The sequence below is a fragment of the Peptoniphilaceae bacterium AMB_02 genome (assembly GCA_036321625.1).
GTDB lineage: Bacteria > Bacillota > Clostridia > Tissierellales > Peptoniphilaceae > Microaceticoccus > Microaceticoccus formicicus.
In genome coordinates, this window is record CP143259.1 from 1079926 (window position 1) to 1096628 (window position 16703).

General features: G+C 33.6%; 17 protein-coding genes. 14 read left to right on the forward strand and 3 right to left on the reverse strand.

From position 1 onward, the window contains the following. Positions 1-6 precede the first annotated feature (6 nt). The 4 genes from VZL98_05280 to VZL98_05295 all read left to right on the forward strand — a co-directional run bounded on the left by VZL98_05280 (position 7) and on the right by VZL98_05295 (position 4889). Positions 7-963: a DUF1002 domain-containing protein gene (locus VZL98_05280; protein WVH64344.1), complete on the forward strand. Its 957-nt coding sequence runs from the start codon at positions 7-9 to the stop codon at positions 961-963. 534 nt (positions 964-1497) lie between these two features. After that, positions 1498-2769, forward strand: coding sequence for a group II intron reverse transcriptase/maturase (gene ltrA / locus VZL98_05285; protein ID WVH64345.1), 1272 nt, complete (start codon positions 1498-1500; stop codon positions 2767-2769). Positions 2770-3003: 234 nt separating this feature from the next. Continuing rightward, positions 3004-3573 carry a sigma-70 family RNA polymerase sigma factor gene (locus VZL98_05290; protein WVH64346.1) on the forward strand — a complete coding sequence of 190 codons (570 nt, stop codon included), beginning with the start codon at positions 3004-3006 and terminating at the stop codon, positions 3571-3573. Then, positions 3570-4889: a hypothetical protein gene (locus VZL98_05295; GenBank protein WVH64347.1), complete on the forward strand. Its 1320-nt coding sequence runs from the start codon at positions 3570-3572 to the stop codon at positions 4887-4889. Before VZL98_05290 ends, VZL98_05295 begins: the two co-directional genes overlap by 4 nt. A gap of 112 nt (positions 4890-5001) precedes the next feature. Here VZL98_05295 and rpmB read toward each other — a convergent pair whose 3' ends face one another. Further along, the gene (gene rpmB / locus VZL98_05300; protein ID WVH64348.1) at positions 5002-5193 is read right to left on the reverse strand and encodes a 50S ribosomal protein L28; all 192 of its coding nucleotides are present in this window, start codon (positions 5191-5193) and stop codon (positions 5002-5004) included. Positions 5194-5335: 142 nt separating this feature from the next. Between rpmB and VZL98_05305 the strand changes: the two genes are divergently transcribed. Genes VZL98_05305 through VZL98_05330 form a run of 6 tightly spaced genes read left to right on the forward strand, consistent with a single transcriptional unit; the run spans position 5336 to position 10908 of the window. Beyond that, positions 5336-5686 (forward strand): Asp23/Gls24 family envelope stress response protein, encoded by a 351-nt coding sequence (locus VZL98_05305; protein ID WVH64349.1) that lies wholly within the window; start codon positions 5336-5338, stop codon positions 5684-5686. 21 nt (positions 5687-5707) lie between these two features. Continuing rightward, positions 5708-7330, forward strand: a complete 1623-nt coding sequence (locus VZL98_05310) for a DAK2 domain-containing protein (GenBank protein WVH64350.1) — start codon at positions 5708-5710, stop codon at positions 7328-7330. Beyond that, positions 7331-9349 (forward strand): ATP-dependent DNA helicase RecG, encoded by a 2019-nt coding sequence (recG, locus tag VZL98_05315; GenBank protein ID WVH64351.1) that lies wholly within the window; start codon positions 7331-7333, stop codon positions 9347-9349. Between the two features lie 45 nt (positions 9350-9394). Continuing rightward, on the forward strand, positions 9395-9961 hold the full coding sequence (gene rsmD, locus VZL98_05320) for a 16S rRNA (guanine(966)-N(2))-methyltransferase RsmD (GenBank protein WVH64352.1): 567 nt from the start codon (positions 9395-9397) through the stop codon (positions 9959-9961). Beyond that, positions 9939-10418, forward strand: a complete 480-nt coding sequence (gene coaD / locus VZL98_05325) for a pantetheine-phosphate adenylyltransferase (protein ID WVH64353.1) — start codon at positions 9939-9941, stop codon at positions 10416-10418. Before rsmD ends, coaD begins: the two co-directional genes overlap by 23 nt. A gap of 13 nt (positions 10419-10431) precedes the next feature. After that, positions 10432-10908, forward strand: a complete 477-nt coding sequence (locus tag VZL98_05330) for an ATPase (protein WVH64354.1) — start codon at positions 10432-10434, stop codon at positions 10906-10908. A gap of 23 nt (positions 10909-10931) precedes the next feature. Here the strand turns inward: VZL98_05330 and VZL98_05335 are convergent, their stop codons facing one another. Both VZL98_05335 and VZL98_05340 read right to left on the reverse strand, forming a co-directional pair. Further along, positions 10932-12128 (reverse strand): nucleotidyltransferase, encoded by a 1197-nt coding sequence (locus VZL98_05335; protein ID WVH64355.1) that lies wholly within the window; start codon positions 12126-12128, stop codon positions 10932-10934. 362 nt (positions 12129-12490) lie between these two features. After that, positions 12491-13717 (reverse strand): IS256 family transposase, encoded by a 1227-nt coding sequence (locus tag VZL98_05340; protein ID WVH64356.1) that lies wholly within the window; start codon positions 13715-13717, stop codon positions 12491-12493. Between the two features lie 207 nt (positions 13718-13924). On the opposite strand from VZL98_05340, the gene VZL98_05345 reads away from it, so the two are divergent. The 4 genes from VZL98_05345 to VZL98_05360 all read left to right on the forward strand — a co-directional run bounded on the left by VZL98_05345 (position 13925) and on the right by VZL98_05360 (position 16700). Next, positions 13925-15118 (forward strand): acetate kinase, encoded by a 1194-nt coding sequence (locus VZL98_05345; GenBank protein WVH64357.1) that lies wholly within the window; start codon positions 13925-13927, stop codon positions 15116-15118. 136 nt (positions 15119-15254) lie between these two features. Further along, positions 15255-15434: a 50S ribosomal protein L32 gene (gene rpmF / locus VZL98_05350; GenBank protein WVH64358.1), complete on the forward strand. Its 180-nt coding sequence runs from the start codon at positions 15255-15257 to the stop codon at positions 15432-15434. Positions 15435-15489: 55 nt separating this feature from the next. After that, positions 15490-16485: a phosphate acyltransferase PlsX gene (plsX, locus tag VZL98_05355; protein WVH64359.1), complete on the forward strand. Its 996-nt coding sequence runs from the start codon at positions 15490-15492 to the stop codon at positions 16483-16485. Beyond that, on the forward strand, positions 16482-16700 hold the full coding sequence (locus VZL98_05360) for an acyl carrier protein (GenBank protein ID WVH64360.1): 219 nt from the start codon (positions 16482-16484) through the stop codon (positions 16698-16700). The genes plsX and VZL98_05360 overlap by 4 nt, the downstream gene beginning before the upstream one ends. Positions 16701-16703 lie beyond the last annotated feature (3 nt).

Sequence of the window (16703 nt, forward strand, 5' to 3'; positions counted from 1 at the left end):
GAAATTATGTTTAGAAAATATAAAAAGTTAATCATATGTTTGTTAGCTATGCTGATTTTAATCCCTTCAACGGCATTTGCTATAGATACTGAAGTAATCGATGAAAAGTGGGGTAAACCTATATATGTCTATGGCTCAGGTCTTAACGAAGAAGAAATAAAATCTACAGCTAAATTACTTGGAATAAGTGATTTTAATAATGTTAATATCAAACATGTTACAGGTGAAGACGAGATTAAGTACTTAGGTCAAGGTAGTGGAGATTCCTCTGCAATGATTTCATCTGTTTTGGTAAAGAAAACAGATGAAAAATCCGGTATTAGTGTAAAAATACAAACGCCGGATAAAATAACACAAATAACTGAGGATCAGTACAGAAATGCAAGTATCACTGCCGGCGTAAATAATTGCGATATCGTAATTGCTTCATTGAAACCAGTAACAGGAGAATCGGCTTTAACGGGTATTTATAAAGCTTTTGATGCCAATGGAGAAACTCTTGATATAAAAAGGATGAAGGTGGCTCAAATCGAGCTGTCGACAACTAATGATATTGCACAAGAGAATAAAGAAAAACAAAATTTCAGTATCAATAAACTTAACCAAGTTATAATCAATATCAAGCAGGAAATTAATAATTATTACAATGAAAATGGGCAGAATCTTGATGCACAACAAATCGAAAAATTCATTCAGGATTCTATAAAAAAATATGATCTTGAATCTGTTATGACTTCAGATCAAGTTAAAAAACTTACTGAGCTATTTAATCAGTATAAAGAAACTGATGCTGTTGATAGTGAAGAAGTAAAAGAACAATTGGGTAAATTAGCCGGTGAAGTTTCAACAAAGGCTAAAGAAATTTTTGAAGATGCCAAAGAAAGCGGACTTTTAGATAAAATTGCTGAGTTTTTCTCAAGAATATTCAAAGCAATATTTAGCGCTTTCAAAAAAGATAATTAATTACGATTAAGTATAAAGTTAAAGTGAGAACGCAGATAAGTTCTCACTTTTTTTGGTATGACGGGCATGTCTCAATGCTGGGGTGAAATTCCCTAAAGAGCGTAGTTATCGACGAATCTGATAGCGACTTGCAAGCTTCATATCGTGAGATGTGGGGGAGAAGAAGCAATAGCGAAATCGTGGCTTGACGGACAGGAACAGGATATGAGGCGTAAAAGGTGGGCAAGTTGGCCAAAGGCAACAAAGTCCCGAAAGATAACCGTAAACCCAAAGCGTAAATCCTGCAAGTAAACGATGAAAGTACTGAGACTTATCCCGTGAGGTCTCATAGACGAAAAAGTAGTAACAACGAACTATGAGAAGTCAGCAGAGGTCATAGTACCGTGTGAACGGGAAGGACTGAACAATTAATCGCACCAAGTAAAATGTATGTGGATTAGGAAAATTTGACAAAGTACAAACCATAACGTATACGTGGTTCAAGGCTTGAAAGATAAAATATACTAATCCTGCGGAAAGGAGCAAAGTGCAGCAATGGAAAGAAAGCTAATTGACGAAATTCTAGACAGGAAAAATATGTATGCAGCCTTAAAACAAGTAGTATCAAACAAAGGAACATGCGGAATAGATGGAATAACCGTATTGGAAATAGAGGCATACATTAGAGAAAACTGGAAAGAAATAGAAAAGTCAATAAGAGAAAGAACATACAAACCACAACCAGTATTGAGAGTAGAAATCCCAAAACCAAATGGTGGAGTTAGGAAACTAGGTATCCCAACAGTAATGGACAGAATAATACAACAAGCAATAGTCCAAGTAATAAGCCCAATATGTGAAAAAGAATTCTCAGAATATAGCTACGGTTTTAGACCAGGTAGAAGTACACAAATGGCAATAGAACAAATACTATACTACCTAAATGAAGGATATGAATGGATAGTTGATATAGACTTAGAGAAATTTTTCGATGAAGTGCCACAAGATAAACTGATGAGTTATCTGCACAACATAATAAAAGACCCTGATACAGAATCACTGATTAGGAAATACCTAAAAGCAGGAGTAATGAACAAAGGTCAATACGAAGAAACAAAGAAAGGAACACCTCAAGGAGGAAACCTATCACCACTACTAAGCAACATTATGTTAAATCAACTAGACAAAGAACTAGAAAAAAGAGAATTAAGATTCACTAGATACGCAGATGACTGTGTGATACTAGTCAAAAGTGAGAATTCTGCCAAAAGAGTTATGAGAAGCATAACAAACTGGATAGAAAAGAAACTTAGTCTAAAAGTGAATGCCACAAAGAGCAAAATGACAAAACCAATAAATCTAAAATATTTGGGATTTGGATTTTGGAAAGACAAGCAAACACAAAGATGGAAAGCAAGACCACATCAAGACTCCATAAGGAAATTTAAGGACACGATTAAAACGTTAACAAAGAGAAGATGGTCTGTAGACTTTTCACTCAGACTATCAAAACTAAATGACGTCATACGTGGATGGGTAAACTACTTCAAAATAGGGTCTATGAAATCAGCAATGAATGAGATTAGTGAGAGATTAAGAACCAGACTTAGAATGATTATCTGGAAAATGTGGAAAGTACCAAGTAAAAGACAATGGGGACTACAAAAGCTAGGAATAGGAAAAGATCTAGCGAGATTAACCTCATATGTAGGTGATAGGTACTACTTTGTATGTACTAAAACATGTGTAGTTAGAGCAATAACAAAAGAGCTACTAATCCGACGAGGATTAGTAGACCCTTATGACTACTACATGAGAAATTGTTAGAATTAATTGAACCGCCTAGTGCCGAACGGCATGCTAGGTGGTGTGAGAGGGGCTACTAGTTAGCCTCTACTCGATTTTGTGTTCTAATTATGATAATATATAGATACTATCACAAATATTTAAAATTTAAACTTAAGAATAGAGTTTAAACTGTAAAAATCGAGATCATTAAAAATTAGAAATTGTGCAACCAAAACATATATAAGTTGTCTATATGGGTGAGGAGGGGATATTATGAAAAAACCGGATGAAGAAATGTTAATAGATTTATATTGGAAACGAAATGAAGGTGCGATAATAGAGACTCAGCGCAAATACGGAGCTTATGTAAGAAAGATTATTAATAATATACTTAAATTGAATAGTGATGTAGAAGAATGTGTCAATGATACTTATTTAAGTGTATGGAACGATATACCAACAACTATTCCGCTAGTTTTTTCATCATATATTGCCAAAATATCCAGAAATACGGCCATCAATAGATACAATAGTCAAAGAGCACTTAAAAGGGGAAAGGGAGAAGTAGATTATGTTTTAGATGAGCTTTCAGAACTGATTTCAGGTAAAGAGGATGTAGAAAGTACCTTTGACTATAATGAATTGGTCAGACATATAAATGAGTTTCTATCTTTTCAGCCTGTAGAAAAACGAAAATTATTTGTGCTTAGATATTTTTATACCGAAAGTATAAAAGACATTTCTGAGCGAACAAATTTTACTGAATCTAAAATCAAATCGAGTTTGTTTAGAATCAGGAATGAACTAAGAGATTTCCTAATCAGTAAGGGGGTGGAGCTATGAAATCTATAGATATTTTTAAGGCCATAGGAGAAATTGATGATAAGTTTGTTGCTGAAGCTATGGAACATAAAAAAGTTGAAAAGATCTCTTACCGTAGAACATTTGCTATGATTGCCGCTTGCTTATTGTTAATGGTCGGTGTTTATGCAATCTACAATATTATAAATAAAAAAGAAGACATAGTAATAAGAGAAGAAAAAATAGAAGAAAAAGCAGAAACTGATGATATCAAAACTGACAATAAGGTAGATGAGAAGGATGATGAGATTTCTGAAAAACCTATAGAAGTAGTTAAGAGAAAACCGTTACATGCAGCAGAGTATTTTCAAGGGATGGGAAGAGAATCGTTTTTTGCTAATATACCTGAGGATCTAATAGATTCAAATCCATGGAAATCCGACATAAAAATTGATGAACTGCCTGTCTATACACCTAAATTCGTAGTATTCAATGATGATGGAAGTGTAATGCCGCCAAATACTGTAAGGATGAAAGAGAAATTACTTACCGTCATAGAAAGACTGGGATTTAACCAAGATGAATTCGAAATAAGTTTAAACGAAGAGAATCCTGAATATATAAAGAGTATAATAGAAGAGTATAAGAATAAAGGTAAAAATGCACCGTATCATATTTATGGTAGTAGTTTTTATGTAGCAGCAAATGATGATATTGAGATTTCTATATCCAGCAGTATGAAAGCCAAGATATCTTTTAAGAATATGCCTAAAATGGATGAAGTTAATTTGGACGGTGTAGAATCTGAAGTAGAAAAACACAGAATTGTCGCAGAGTATTTAAAAGAAAAGTACAAAGATGTTATGGCTTATGATAAACCCGAAGTAGCTATAAATTCAAAAGGATTTAATATAGATGGTATAAAGAGATTTGATATGGATGTATACGATGGTGCAGGAAGTGATATAAATAGAATTGTAAATTACTCACTAAAGAGTACTTATCTTGGTGCCTCTTTAGAACATGGACTCGTTGCAATCCATTTTGATAATTTCGATGATTATGAAGTTTATGACAATTATCCGGTAATTGATGTCGAATCCGCAAAGACAAAACTTTATGATGGAGATTATGTATCGAGTAATTTTGAAAAAATTGATAAATCAAATAGTATCATAAGTGTTTCAATCGTATATAAAGGCTTGCCACATAATCCTCAGATTCCTTTTTATAGATTTGTAATGGACATGAATACCGAAGAAAATGGATACAAGGTTTATTCTGCATACTATGTCTGTGCCATAGATTCATCATTCTTTAAAGATGGAGAAGTCTATAAGGGAGAGTTCAATTATTAAGTAAAATATGGAAATAAAAAAGGAATCCTGTTCTTCCAGGACTCCTTTTTTATTGAACTGCTCAAAAAAACGGTATAGCTTATGCCATACCGCGATTTAATAAATGTAACAACTACATTGGTCTTTCTACTTTTCCTGATTTTAAACATCTAGTACATACATTTATTCTTTTAACTGACCCATCAACTACAGCTCTAACTTTTCTAATGTTTGGAGCCCAGGATCTATTTAATCTTCTATGTGAGAAAGTAATTTTGTTACCGAATTGTCTAGTCTTTCCACATAATTCGCAAGTTTTTGACATTTCAACACCTCCATTAAAAATGTTCTATAAAGACTTTAATAATTATAGCATAAGAACATATTACTTTGCAAGATATTCTTTTGACTGGTATAATAATATTGTGAAAATATAAATTCTGAAATATATTGATTGGAGGATGGCGATGACATCTAATTACACTAACAAATATGGAACGATTACCATTAACGATTCAGTAATTGCTAATATAGCATCAGAAGCTGCAATGAGCAGCTATGGTATAGTAGGGCTGGCATATAGGAATGCTACTGATGGACTTATGACCCTATTAAAAAAAGAAAATATGTCAAAAGGAGTTAGAATTGAGAGTAATCCTGATGGCATAACTATACATTTAGATGTTGTGCTGGAATACGGAATTAGAATAGGAACTGTAACCGAAAATATAATTGATACAGTTAAGTACAAGGTAGAGAATATTACCGGGGTGACTGTTAAGCACATTAATATTTATGTACAGGGTATAAGAATATAGTGGTGAGGTAGAGTAATGGTGATGAAAACTATTGATGGACAGATGCTTAGTAGGGGTTTTAGAGTATCTGTACAAATGTTAGAAAACAAGAAAGAAGAAGTCAATGCATTGAATGTATTTCCGGTTCCTGACGGAGATACAGGTACAAATATGTCTTTGACAATAGCATCTGCATTAAAATCGGTAAATGCTGTAACTGACTTAACAGTTGGTAAAGTTTCAAAAGCTGCAAGCTCAGGATCCTTAATGGGTGCCAGGGGCAATTCTGGAGTAATTCTTTCCCAGCTTCTAAGAGGTTTCAGCATGGGATTAACAAATCTTGAAGAAGCGAATATAACCGATTTAAATAGAGCTTTTAATGAATCTGCTCGTATTGCTTATAATGCGGTTATGAAACCCACTGAAGGTACTATTCTTACAGTCGCCCGAATGATGGCGGAATTTTCTGAAAAAAACCATAATGATTACGATGATATAATGCTGTTTTTTCAAGATGTTATTAAAGAGGGATATAGAGTATTGGACTTAACTCCTGATATGCTACCGCAGTTAAAGGAAGCAGGGGTTGTCGATGCCGGTGGTAAGGGTTACCTAATTATTTTGGAAGGATTGTTACAAGGATTGATATCTGATGATTATGATTACAAACCAACCGTAGATAGTTTTAATACCTTTGCCAATAAAGCTCATTCTGAATCAGAGAATATCGAATTTGGTTATTGTACTGAATTTATGATTAATAGAAGCGACGGAAAGTATCTTGAATTGCGTGAGACTTTATCTAATTATGGAGACTCTTTGATAGTTGTCGCAGATGATGAAATAACCAAAGTTCATATTCATACTAATAATCCCGGAGAAGTGCTAGAGCTGGCTCTAAAAATTGGACCACTTTCAGATATTAAAATTGATAATATGAGACTTCAAAATGAAAAGCTCCAAGATGCCGGTATGTATGAAGATAAAAAAGAAGTTGAAACTGAAAAAAGCGAATATGCATTTATTGCGGTATCATCCGGTGATGGTTTAAATGATGTGTTTAAGGACTTGAATGCTAAGAAAGTTATATCCGGTGGACAAACTATGAATCCGTCTACGGAAGACTTTCTAAAGGCTATGGAAGAAATTAATGCCGAGAATATTTATATACTTCCAAACAACAAGAATATAATTCTTGCAGCTAATCAAGCGGTTGAATTAACAGACAGAAACGCCTTCGTAATAAAGACTACGACTATACCTCAGGGTTTTGCTGCACTATTGAGTTTTGATCAAGATGCATCGGTAAAAGAAAACTTAAAAAATATGAGTGAAGCAATAGAGGAAGTAAAGACTCTTCAAGTAACTTATGCAGTTCGTGATTCAGAAAATAATGGCATAAAGATAAATAAAGGAGATTTTATCGGCTTATTAAATGGCAATATAGTTCTTAGTACTTCAGAAATCTTAGAAACTTGCCTAAGTTTGGTCGATAAGTCTATTGATGAAGATGATTCACTAATAACTATATTCTATGGCGCAGATACAGACGAAAAGGTTGCCGAAGAACTCGTCAAAAGAATTGAAGAAAAGTATGGTGATTTTGATGTGGAACTGGTCAAAGGAAACCAACCTGTTTACTATTTTATAATTTCAGTAGAATAAATGTTTAATAATATAAAAGGAGTTGGCCCTAAAAAGGCCACTCTTTTAAATAATATGGGAATATATAATCAAAGCGAGTTAATCAATTTATTCCCAAATGACTATGAAGACAAAAGAAACGTCTCAATCCTAACAGAAGACACAGGAGATAGAAAAGCTCTATATAGACTATGTATCAAATCCAAAACAAAGCCAATCAGGACGGCTAAAGGAACGCTAACATCCGTAAAAGCATTTGATGAGTCGGATAAATGTGAAATTATATATTTTAATGATATTTATAGTCCGAGAAAACTGGAACTAGATGTGTATTATTATTTTTATGGCAAGGTAGTTAGAAATGGTAATTTAAAAACCATCTACAATCCTGAAGTATCTACCGAAAAAAATTTCGAGTTTGGACTTGTTCCCATTTATCCCTTGACTAAAGGACTATTTCAAAATGAACTAAGGAAATTCATTGAACAAGCCTTGAAAATAACGAATGTAAGGGAGTTTCTCTCTGAGGATTTGTTATTTTTGAGAGGACTTATAAAACTAAATGAAGCTTATAAAATGATACATAGTCCAAAAAATTACGAGGATATTGTAAATTCGAAGAAAAGGTTTGTTTATCAAGAACTATTCTTATTGATACTGTCTTTGAACTATATTAGAGAAATGAATGTTTTGTCGAATTCAGCTCCTATTAATACGAATAAAGAAAAGGTCATTGATTTTATAGATAGCTTAGAGTTTACTCTAACCTTAGATCAAAAAAAAGTGGTAGATGAGATTTTAGAAGACATGAGTTCGTCCAAACCAATGAACAGACTACTACAAGGTGATGTGGGATCCGGAAAGACGATAGTTGCGATATTAGCAGCTATTTACTGTGTAAATAATGGATATCAATGTGCATTTATTGCTCCTACTGAGGTCTTGGCAAATCAGCATTATTATAATTATTGCGAAAAACTCAAAACTATCGGTATCAAGTCTTCGGTATTAACCGGATCAATATCTGAACGTGACAAGAAGTCACTTAAGAGCATGATTGAGGATGGAGATATAGATATTGTATTTGGCACACATGCACTGATTCAAGAAGATGTAAGTTTTAAAAAGCTGGGCTTGGTAATCACTGATGAACAACATAGATTTGGTGTTAAACAAAGGGATAATCTTATTTCAAAAGGAGATAATCCTCATGTTCTGGTTATGTCAGCTACTCCAATACCAAGGACATTGGCGCTAACAATATACGGGGATTTAGATTTATCCACTATCAATGTACTTCCCAGCGGTAGACTGCCGATACAAACTTTTGCTGTTAATATGTCTTATGAAAAAAGGGTTTTTTCTTTTATAAAAAAAGAGATCCAAAGTAATAAACAAGTATATATTGTCTGTCCGACAATTGATGACAACGAACTAAATTTAAAATCCGTTTACGATATCCGGGAGAGATTAATACAATATGGACTTGATGAACATTCTGAGGTTTTGCATGGGAAATTACCAAAACAAGAGCAGCAAGAGATAGTTGATTCATTCAAAGATAAAAAGATCTCCATACTAATATCTACAACGGTAATTGAAGTAGGAATAGATATTCCAAATGCTTCAACTATAGTGATATATAATGCTGAGAGGTTTGGACTTGCTCAACTGCACCAGTTAAGAGGCAGAGTAGGAAGAGGCAGGCATCAATCGTATTGTATACTGATATGTACTTCCAATTCGAAAAGTGCAAGAGAGAGAATGAAGGTACTTGAAACTAGTAATGATGGATTTATTATAGCTGACAAAGACTTGGAACTGAGAGGTCCGGGAGAAATTTTGGGGTATTTTCAGCATGGCAGTTCAATACTGAATGATCTAGATTATAACTTCAAAAACATCTTGGAATGGGCGAATAAAGATGCTAAACGATTAATTGAAAAAGATCCGACTTTGGAGTTGGAAGAAAATTCAGAGATAAAAAATAAGATAAATGATGTCATAAGCAAGATAATTAGAACAAAATCATTGAATTAGCTTTATTAATTTGAAGAATTCTGATATTATAATAAGAGGATAATTATGCGAATTATTGCCGGTAAAAAAAGGGGACGAAAACTTATTTCCCCAAAAGACAAAACAGCAAGACCAACCGAAAATAGAATTAAGGAAGCACTTTTTAATATCATTTCTGATAGCATAGATAATGCTGTCGTCTTAGATTTATTTGGTGGTAGTGGTGCACTAGGCTGCGAAGCACTTAGCCGTGGAGCAAAAAAAGTCTATTTCAACGAATTAAGGTCTGAAAATTATAAGATTATCAAGACTAATCTTGATAATTTGGATTTTAATGACTCTGCAATAGTCAATAGGGGAGACTATCGTAATTACCTAAAAAAGCTATCAGGCAAAGAAGTGTTCGACATAGTATTTTTAGATCCTCCATATGGAAGAGGATTTGAGTTTAAATCATTGGAGTTAATCCGTGAGTATGATATTTTAAGCCAGAATGGATTTATTGTACTTGAAACAGATGAACATATTAAAGAACTAAAGGGATACGATATTATTGATGAGAGAAGATATGGAAATATTTACCTTTTCTTTCTGAAAAAGGAGGTTTTTGATGATAGCAATATACCCGGGTAGTTTCGACCCAATCACATATGGTCATCTTGATATAATAACCAGATGTTCTAAAAAATTCGATAAAGTAATCGTGGCTGTATTAAACAACCAAAACAAAAAAGTTGTATTTTCTATAGAAGACAGAGTTGCTATGATCAAAGAATTAACATCAGAATATCCAAATGTTCAAGTTGACAATTTCGATGGTCTTTTGATAGACTATGCTAAAAAGAAGGAAGCAGATGTAATTATTAGAGGACTTAGAGCCGTTTCAGATTATGAGTATGAAATGCAGATGTCATTATACAATAAACAGCTTTATCCGGAGATAGAAACTATGTTTTTAGTATCCGATACTAAGTACTCATATTTAAGTTCAAGTATAGTAAAGGAAATAGCTTCCTATCATGGAGATATTTCAAGTTTTGTTCCGCCACTTGTAGAAGTGAAAATAAATTCAAAATATAGATGTGAATAGGGAGGATTTTAAAATGGATATAGTTCAATTAATTGAAGAAATTGAAGATTTAATCGAAGATGCCGGTTCAGTACCATTCTCAAAGAAGGTAATGGTTGATGCAGATGAGTTATATGATATTATTCATGAAATGAGACAGAATTTACCTGAAGAAATCAAACAAGCTGCTTGGATAACTGAAGAGAGAGAAAGAATACTTAGTGAAGCACAAAGAGAGGCAGATGTAGTTATCTCAGAGGCTCAGAAAGAATCTGAAAGAATAGTTGATGAAGCAAGACAAAAATTTGAAGGAATGGTTAATGAGCATGAAGTAGTTATTGAAGCTAGAAACAAAGCTCAATCGCTACAAGCGAAAGCAGAACAAGCTGCCAGAACAATGAAAATTCAAAGTATTACTTATGTAGACGATATCTTAGCACAAACTCAAGAAAGACTAAAAGGCGTTTTAAACGTATTGGAAGAAAACAGAGAAGAGCTTAGAAAGAACTAATATAAGCAGCTAATCATCACTGATTAGCTGCTTTTTAAGTGTATTGGACTTTTTAAAAAGTCTTCATTTACTATTCTTATACCATGCAGTAAATTATAAAGATTACTAGCTCTTAATTCTAATTCCAAAAGTGGATTATTACATTCACTATAGAAATCAGAAAACTTTGATACCAGTGGCAACTGAGATGAGTCTTTGAGTAAGCTAAGAATCTTTGCACCCATTTCGTTAAAACAAAGTGGTCTAATATATAGATTATCATAATCAAAGCTCATGTCAGAACTTATATTTAAGAGGTAGTTAAGGATGAACCTCTTTATTCTGGAAGCAGTGTATCTTCTTGAAGTAAGTTTATCTATCAGTTCTTTTAAATTTGAAGAAGTTTTGAGATTATTTATAATTAGATTATCCATTCCGGCTTCAAATCTTGAAATAGTACATAAATTTCTTTTTTCAACAAATACAGTAAATAAAAGGAGATTGAACAATAATTCCTCTGCAAAAACATTATTTGCAGGATTCAAGCTTTCAAGTAACTCATATACAGAACCGGGAACATAATCTCTGACAGATTTAAAATCATTTTTTGTAATTATTGCATTTCTAATGGCGGTTGCAGAAATAAACTCATCATCAGTCGAAAGAGATAAATAATCAGCTCCCTTTCTCTTTATTGTTATGGGTACTAAATTTGAATTTTTAGCCGCTTTAATATACTCAATTGCCAGTATGTCGTTGGAATTGATACTTGGCAATTCTATATTTTTGCTTTTTGCTGCTTTGATGATTGCATTATTGCTGGCTGATGAATAAGATAATCCTAAATCCATACCTTCGTTTAAATAAGTACTATATTCACTTGTATTTATAATGTTTACAATACTTTTTAAAGTCTCAATGGAGCCGATTTCAGATCCGAATACCAGATAATCTACAATGTTCAATCTTTTAATTATTTCTATAGCGCCTGATGCAAAAAACTCGGCACTTTTAAGAGTAAAATAAGTGGGAAGCTCCAGAATTAAATCCAGGCCGTTCTCAACAGCGTTTCTTGCCCTTGTATATTTATCTAAAATTGCCGGTTCTCCTCTTTGAACAAAAGACCCTGACATAATGCCTATCATTGAATCGATACCGTATTCATTCTTTGCTTTGTAAACTTGATATAGATGCCCATTATGTAATGGGTTATATTCACATACTATTGCTCCTATTTTCATAATACACCTCATGTTGATTATAACATAGTAGTTATATTAATATTATATAGTATAATATATCTCAAAGTTTTACAGAATTTTAAATTTTTTTCAGTCAAGTCCAAATTAGTGTGTAAATTGTTTTATCTTACCTTTTGATTAGCAGTTTCATTTTTTTGATTTGTTGTAGATTTGGAGCCTGAGGTATTACATCAGCCACCCGAAGGGCTTGGCCTTATGGCAAGTACTTAAAAAATGGTACACTAAAAAAACGAAGGATAATTACACCATTTTGTTGTGAGTTTATCGCCTTCGGTGGTTAACACTTACCGTTTTTTAAGTTCTTGGTGCAAGGCTGGCGGTGCATTAGCTTAAACTCAGACTTATGCAACTACCTTTGTAGGTTCAACTTGTTGAAGCTCGGCTTGATCTTGTTTGGATTCATGGTATTCATGCATATCCAACCATATTCTCCCGCTACTCCATTTCTCATCTAAATCAATTAATATTGCCCCAATTAAACGGTTCATGGATTCATCGTTTGGGAATATTCGTATTACTCGTTCTCTACGACGAATCTCTTGATTTAGACGTTCAATGATATTTGATGTCCTTAATCTTTTTCGATACTTTATTGGAATATTTAATACTTGGGTTATGTCGTCAAAACCAGCATCTAGTAATTCCATAGCCTTTGGTGCAGTATTTGAGTATTCATCAAGGATATCATTTAATACTGTTCTGGCAACTTCTGTAGTTGGCGCATCATAAAGCTCTCTTAATCGATTTTTTATCTCAGGCTGTAGTCTAGTAGGACATACATCAAGTATGTTTCTACTAAAATGTGTTTGACACCTCTGCCATGAGCTGCCTTGAAACTCTTTAAGGATTGCAGATTTTAAGCCTTTATGTGAATCACTAACAACTATATCAACATTTGATAATCCTCTATCCTTTAATGATGAAAAGAAGTTTCTCCATCCTAGTTCAGTCTCACTATCACCACACATAAAACCAAGAATTTCACGGATACCGTCAGAGCGAACTCCTATTGCAATCATTAGAGCTTTGCTTCTAACTTTTCCTGCATCTCTTGATTTTAAATACATAGCATCAACTACGATAAAAGGATATTGTGACTCTAATGGTCTGTTTCGAAACTCATCAACTAAAGGATCCAAGTTTGAACAGAGGTTTGATACTGTTGATTTTGAAAATGATGTTCCACATAATTCTTCGGTGATTTTTGTTACTTTTCTTGTGGAGACACCCTGGATTACCATCTCCATCATAGCCAGTACAAAAGCTTGTTCATTTCGTTGATATCGATTGAATAAATCAGGAGAAAACTCACCACCCCTAACTCTTGGTACTAGCAATTCTAACGTTCCTACACGAGTTTTAATTTGTCTAACTCTAGAACCGTTCCTGTAACATGTACGTTCTTCAGTACGTTCATAAGGCTCAGCTCCGATTGCCTCAGTAACTTGAGCCTCTAAAACTTGGTTTAAAATTGATTCTAAGAGTTTTGCAATAGCATTTTCTTTAGCTGAAGCTGAAAATAAACCTTTAATTATTTCTGAATCTAGTGTAAAATATAGCCAGACCATCTCTTTTACCTCCTGGTTAGTTTTGTGGTGAAACTATTATACCAAAAGGTTGGGGATGGTTTATATTTTTTTGTAAAACTAATTTACACCATTATATAGACTTTATCTTTTTTTCAAATATGATGTCTAAAAATATTGATTTATTGTATCATTTAGTATAATATATAATAGGTGAGAGACAAAAGAACTTATTTAGGAGGTAATTCTTTGAAAATACTTGTAATTAACTGTGGAAGTTCATCGCTTAAATACCAACTGATGGACATGGAAGATGAAAGCATAATTGGTAAAGGATTAGTTGAAAGAATCGGTATTCCTGGTTCAAGAATTATCCATAAAGTGGATGGTCAAGAAGATTATGTAGTAGAAGAACCTATGGAAAATCATAAAGATGCGATAAAGTATGTTTTTGATGCTTTAACTCATGAAAAATACGGTATAGTTAAGTCACTAGACGAAATAACCGGTATTGGACATAGAGTACTTCATGGTGGAGAGAAATTATCAGAGCCGGTAATTGTCACTGAAGAAGTTAAAGAAATAATAAGAGATCATATCAAATTTGGTCCTCTTCATAACCCAGGTAACCTAATGGGAATTGAAGCATGTGAAGAAATAGTACCTGGAAAACCAAACGTAGCTGTTTTTGACACTGCATTCCATCAAACTATGCCTGATTATGTGTACATGTATCCAATCCCTTATGAATATTATAAGAAATATGCAATAAGAAAATATGGTTTCCATGGAACAAGTCATAAATACATTTCATACAGATTACCTGAAATCATGGGAGTAGACAGAGAAGACATGAACTTTGTTTCTCTACATTTAGGAAACGGATCAAGTCTAGCTGCTATAAGAAAAGGAAAAGTTTTCGATACATCAATGGGACTTACTCCACTTGAAGGATTGGAAATGGGTACAAGATCCGGTAACGTAGACCCAACTGTAGTTACATTCTTAATGGAACAAGAGAATTTAACTCCACAACAGATGAATGAAATTTTAAACAAAAAATCAGGTGCTCTAGGAGTATCAGGATTGAGCTCTGACTTTAGAGATCTTGAAGACGCTGCACATGAAGGACATGAAAGGGCAGAATTAGCACTTGATATGTTTATAATCAGAGTAAAGAGATTCTTAGGGGCATATATTGCAGAATTAGACGGTTGTGATGCAATAGCATTTACAGGCGGAATCGGCGAAAACTCAAAAACAATTAGACATTTAGTTTGTAAAAACTTAGAACATATTGGAATAGAACTAGACCAAGAGAAAAATGATGTTAGAGGTAAAGAAGCTTTAATTTCAACAGAAAACTCTAAGGTAAAAATTTATGTAGTACCTACCAATGAGGAATTGATGATTGCTAGGGACACTAAGAGTTTAATCAGCTAATTTATAATTGACATATGTGAAAGCTAATTGTATAATATATTAGCTGCTTTCATATAATAAACAACTAGATTAGCTTAGTCATAAATTAGTGATGTTGTAATATGTTGGCTATATTCACTAATAGGGAGGTGTCAAAATGGCTGTACCTAAAAGGAGAACATCCAAAGCGAGAAGAGATAAAAGAAGAGCATCGTCTTATAAATTACCAAGGGTTACAATAACAGAGTGCCCAAACTGCCATGAGCCTAAATTGCCTCATAGAGTGTGCAGAGCTTGTGGTTACTACGATGGAAAAGAAGTTATCGTTGTAGAATAGAAAGGATAGTGGGCACACTATCCTTTTTATTTATAAAAAAATAGTTGAGGTAGAAATGAAAATAATAATAGATACTATGGGTTCTGATAAGGGAATGGAAGTAATTGTCAAAGGTACATTAGATGCAATGGCCGAGAAAGATTTTTATCCCATATTTTGTGGACCTGAAGAAGAGTTAGTGAAGTTTATTCCAAAAGAATTAATCGAAAATGATAAGATTGCTATTATAAATGCTGAGGATGTAATCGAAAATACTGACGAAGCAGCATTAGCAATAAGAAGAAAAAAAGAATCATCTATGGTCAAAGGTCTTAGAAGTTTAAAAAATGATGAAGCAGATGGCTTCATATCGACTGGAAGTACAGGCGCACTACTTGCAGGTGCAACCTTAATAGTTGGCAGAATCGAAAACATCGATAGAGCTGCTTTAACAGTTTCCATTCCGGGGGTTAAAAATCCGACAATAGTTCTGGATGTTGGAGCAAATATGGACTGTACACCTGAACTTATAAGGCAATTCGCTATTATGGGTACCTGTTATGCAAAGACTGTTTTTAATAAGAGCAATCCAACTGTCGGACTTCTAAATATAGGTAGTGAGGAAGGCAAGGGGGACACACTTACTAAAGAATCATTTCAAGTACTTTCAAATGAAAAATTGAACTTTGTAGGCAATATTGAACCTAGAGATATACTGGATAATGATGTAGATGTCATTGTGACAGATGGATTTAATGGAAATATTATGATTAAGACCATTGAAGGGGTAGCATCTACTATGATGCAATTATTAAAAGAAGGTATTATGTCATCTACAATGACTAAGATTGGCGGAATGCTTGTCAAACCTGCACTTGGTGGCATTAAAGAAAAACTGGATTATAGGAACTTGGGCTCAGCTCCAATGCTAGGGTCTAAAAAACCTGTGTTCAAGGCTCATGGCAGCTCGGACAGTCTTGCTATCAAGAATGGTATTTTTCAATTGATAAAATTTATTGAAGATGATGTAATTAACGAAATTACTGATATTATGAGGGGGGGATCAAAATGATAGAAGATAGAATATATGAGATCATCAAGGAGCGATTTGGAATAACTGAAGTTTCCAATGATATGGTTTTAAGAGAGGATTTTGATGTCGATTCCATTACTCTTTTAGAGTTAATAATGGATGCTGAAGAAGAATTCGGCGTTGAAATAGAAGATGAAGATCTCGCAAAATTTATCACTGTTGGAGACATAATAGAATACTTTAAATCCAGATAGGAA

Excerpts from the sequence above, each read along its gene's own strand:
- VZL98_05295 (WVH64347.1), top strand. The coding sequence starts at position 3,570 with ATGAAATCTATAGATATTTTTAAGGCCATAGGAGAAATTGATGATAAG.
- VZL98_05310 (WVH64350.1), top strand. The coding sequence starts at position 5,708 with ATGAAAACTATTGATGGACAGATGCTTAGTAGGGGTTTTAGAGTATCT.
- VZL98_05360 (WVH64360.1), top strand. The coding sequence starts at position 16,482 with ATGATAGAAGATAGAATATATGAGATCATCAAGGAGCGATTTGGAATA.
- VZL98_05330 (WVH64354.1), top strand. The coding sequence starts at position 10,432 with ATGGATATAGTTCAATTAATTGAAGAAATTGAAGATTTAATCGAAGAT.
- rsmD (WVH64352.1), top strand. The coding sequence starts at position 9,395 with ATGCGAATTATTGCCGGTAAAAAAAGGGGACGAAAACTTATTTCCCCA.
- coaD (WVH64353.1), top strand. The coding sequence starts at position 9,939 with ATGATAGCAATATACCCGGGTAGTTTCGACCCAATCACATATGGTCAT.
- rpmF (WVH64358.1), top strand. The coding sequence starts at position 15,255 with ATGGCTGTACCTAAAAGGAGAACATCCAAAGCGAGAAGAGATAAAAGA.
- VZL98_05305 (WVH64349.1), top strand. The coding sequence starts at position 5,336 with ATGACATCTAATTACACTAACAAATATGGAACGATTACCATTAACGAT.
- VZL98_05280 (WVH64344.1), top strand. The coding sequence starts at position 7 with ATGTTTAGAAAATATAAAAAGTTAATCATATGTTTGTTAGCTATGCTG.
- recG (WVH64351.1), top strand. The coding sequence starts at position 7,331 with ATGTTTAATAATATAAAAGGAGTTGGCCCTAAAAAGGCCACTCTTTTA.
- VZL98_05335 (WVH64355.1), bottom strand. The coding sequence starts at position 12,128 with ATGAAAATAGGAGCAATAGTATGTGAATATAACCCATTACATAATGGG.
- plsX (WVH64359.1), top strand. The coding sequence starts at position 15,490 with ATGAAAATAATAATAGATACTATGGGTTCTGATAAGGGAATGGAAGTA.
- VZL98_05340 (WVH64356.1), bottom strand. The coding sequence starts at position 13,717 with ATGGTCTGGCTATATTTTACACTAGATTCAGAAATAATTAAAGGTTTA.
- ltrA (WVH64345.1), top strand. The coding sequence starts at position 1,498 with ATGGAAAGAAAGCTAATTGACGAAATTCTAGACAGGAAAAATATGTAT.
- VZL98_05290 (WVH64346.1), top strand. The coding sequence starts at position 3,004 with ATGAAAAAACCGGATGAAGAAATGTTAATAGATTTATATTGGAAACGA.
- rpmB (WVH64348.1), bottom strand. The coding sequence starts at position 5,193 with ATGTCAAAAACTTGCGAATTATGTGGAAAGACTAGACAATTCGGTAAC.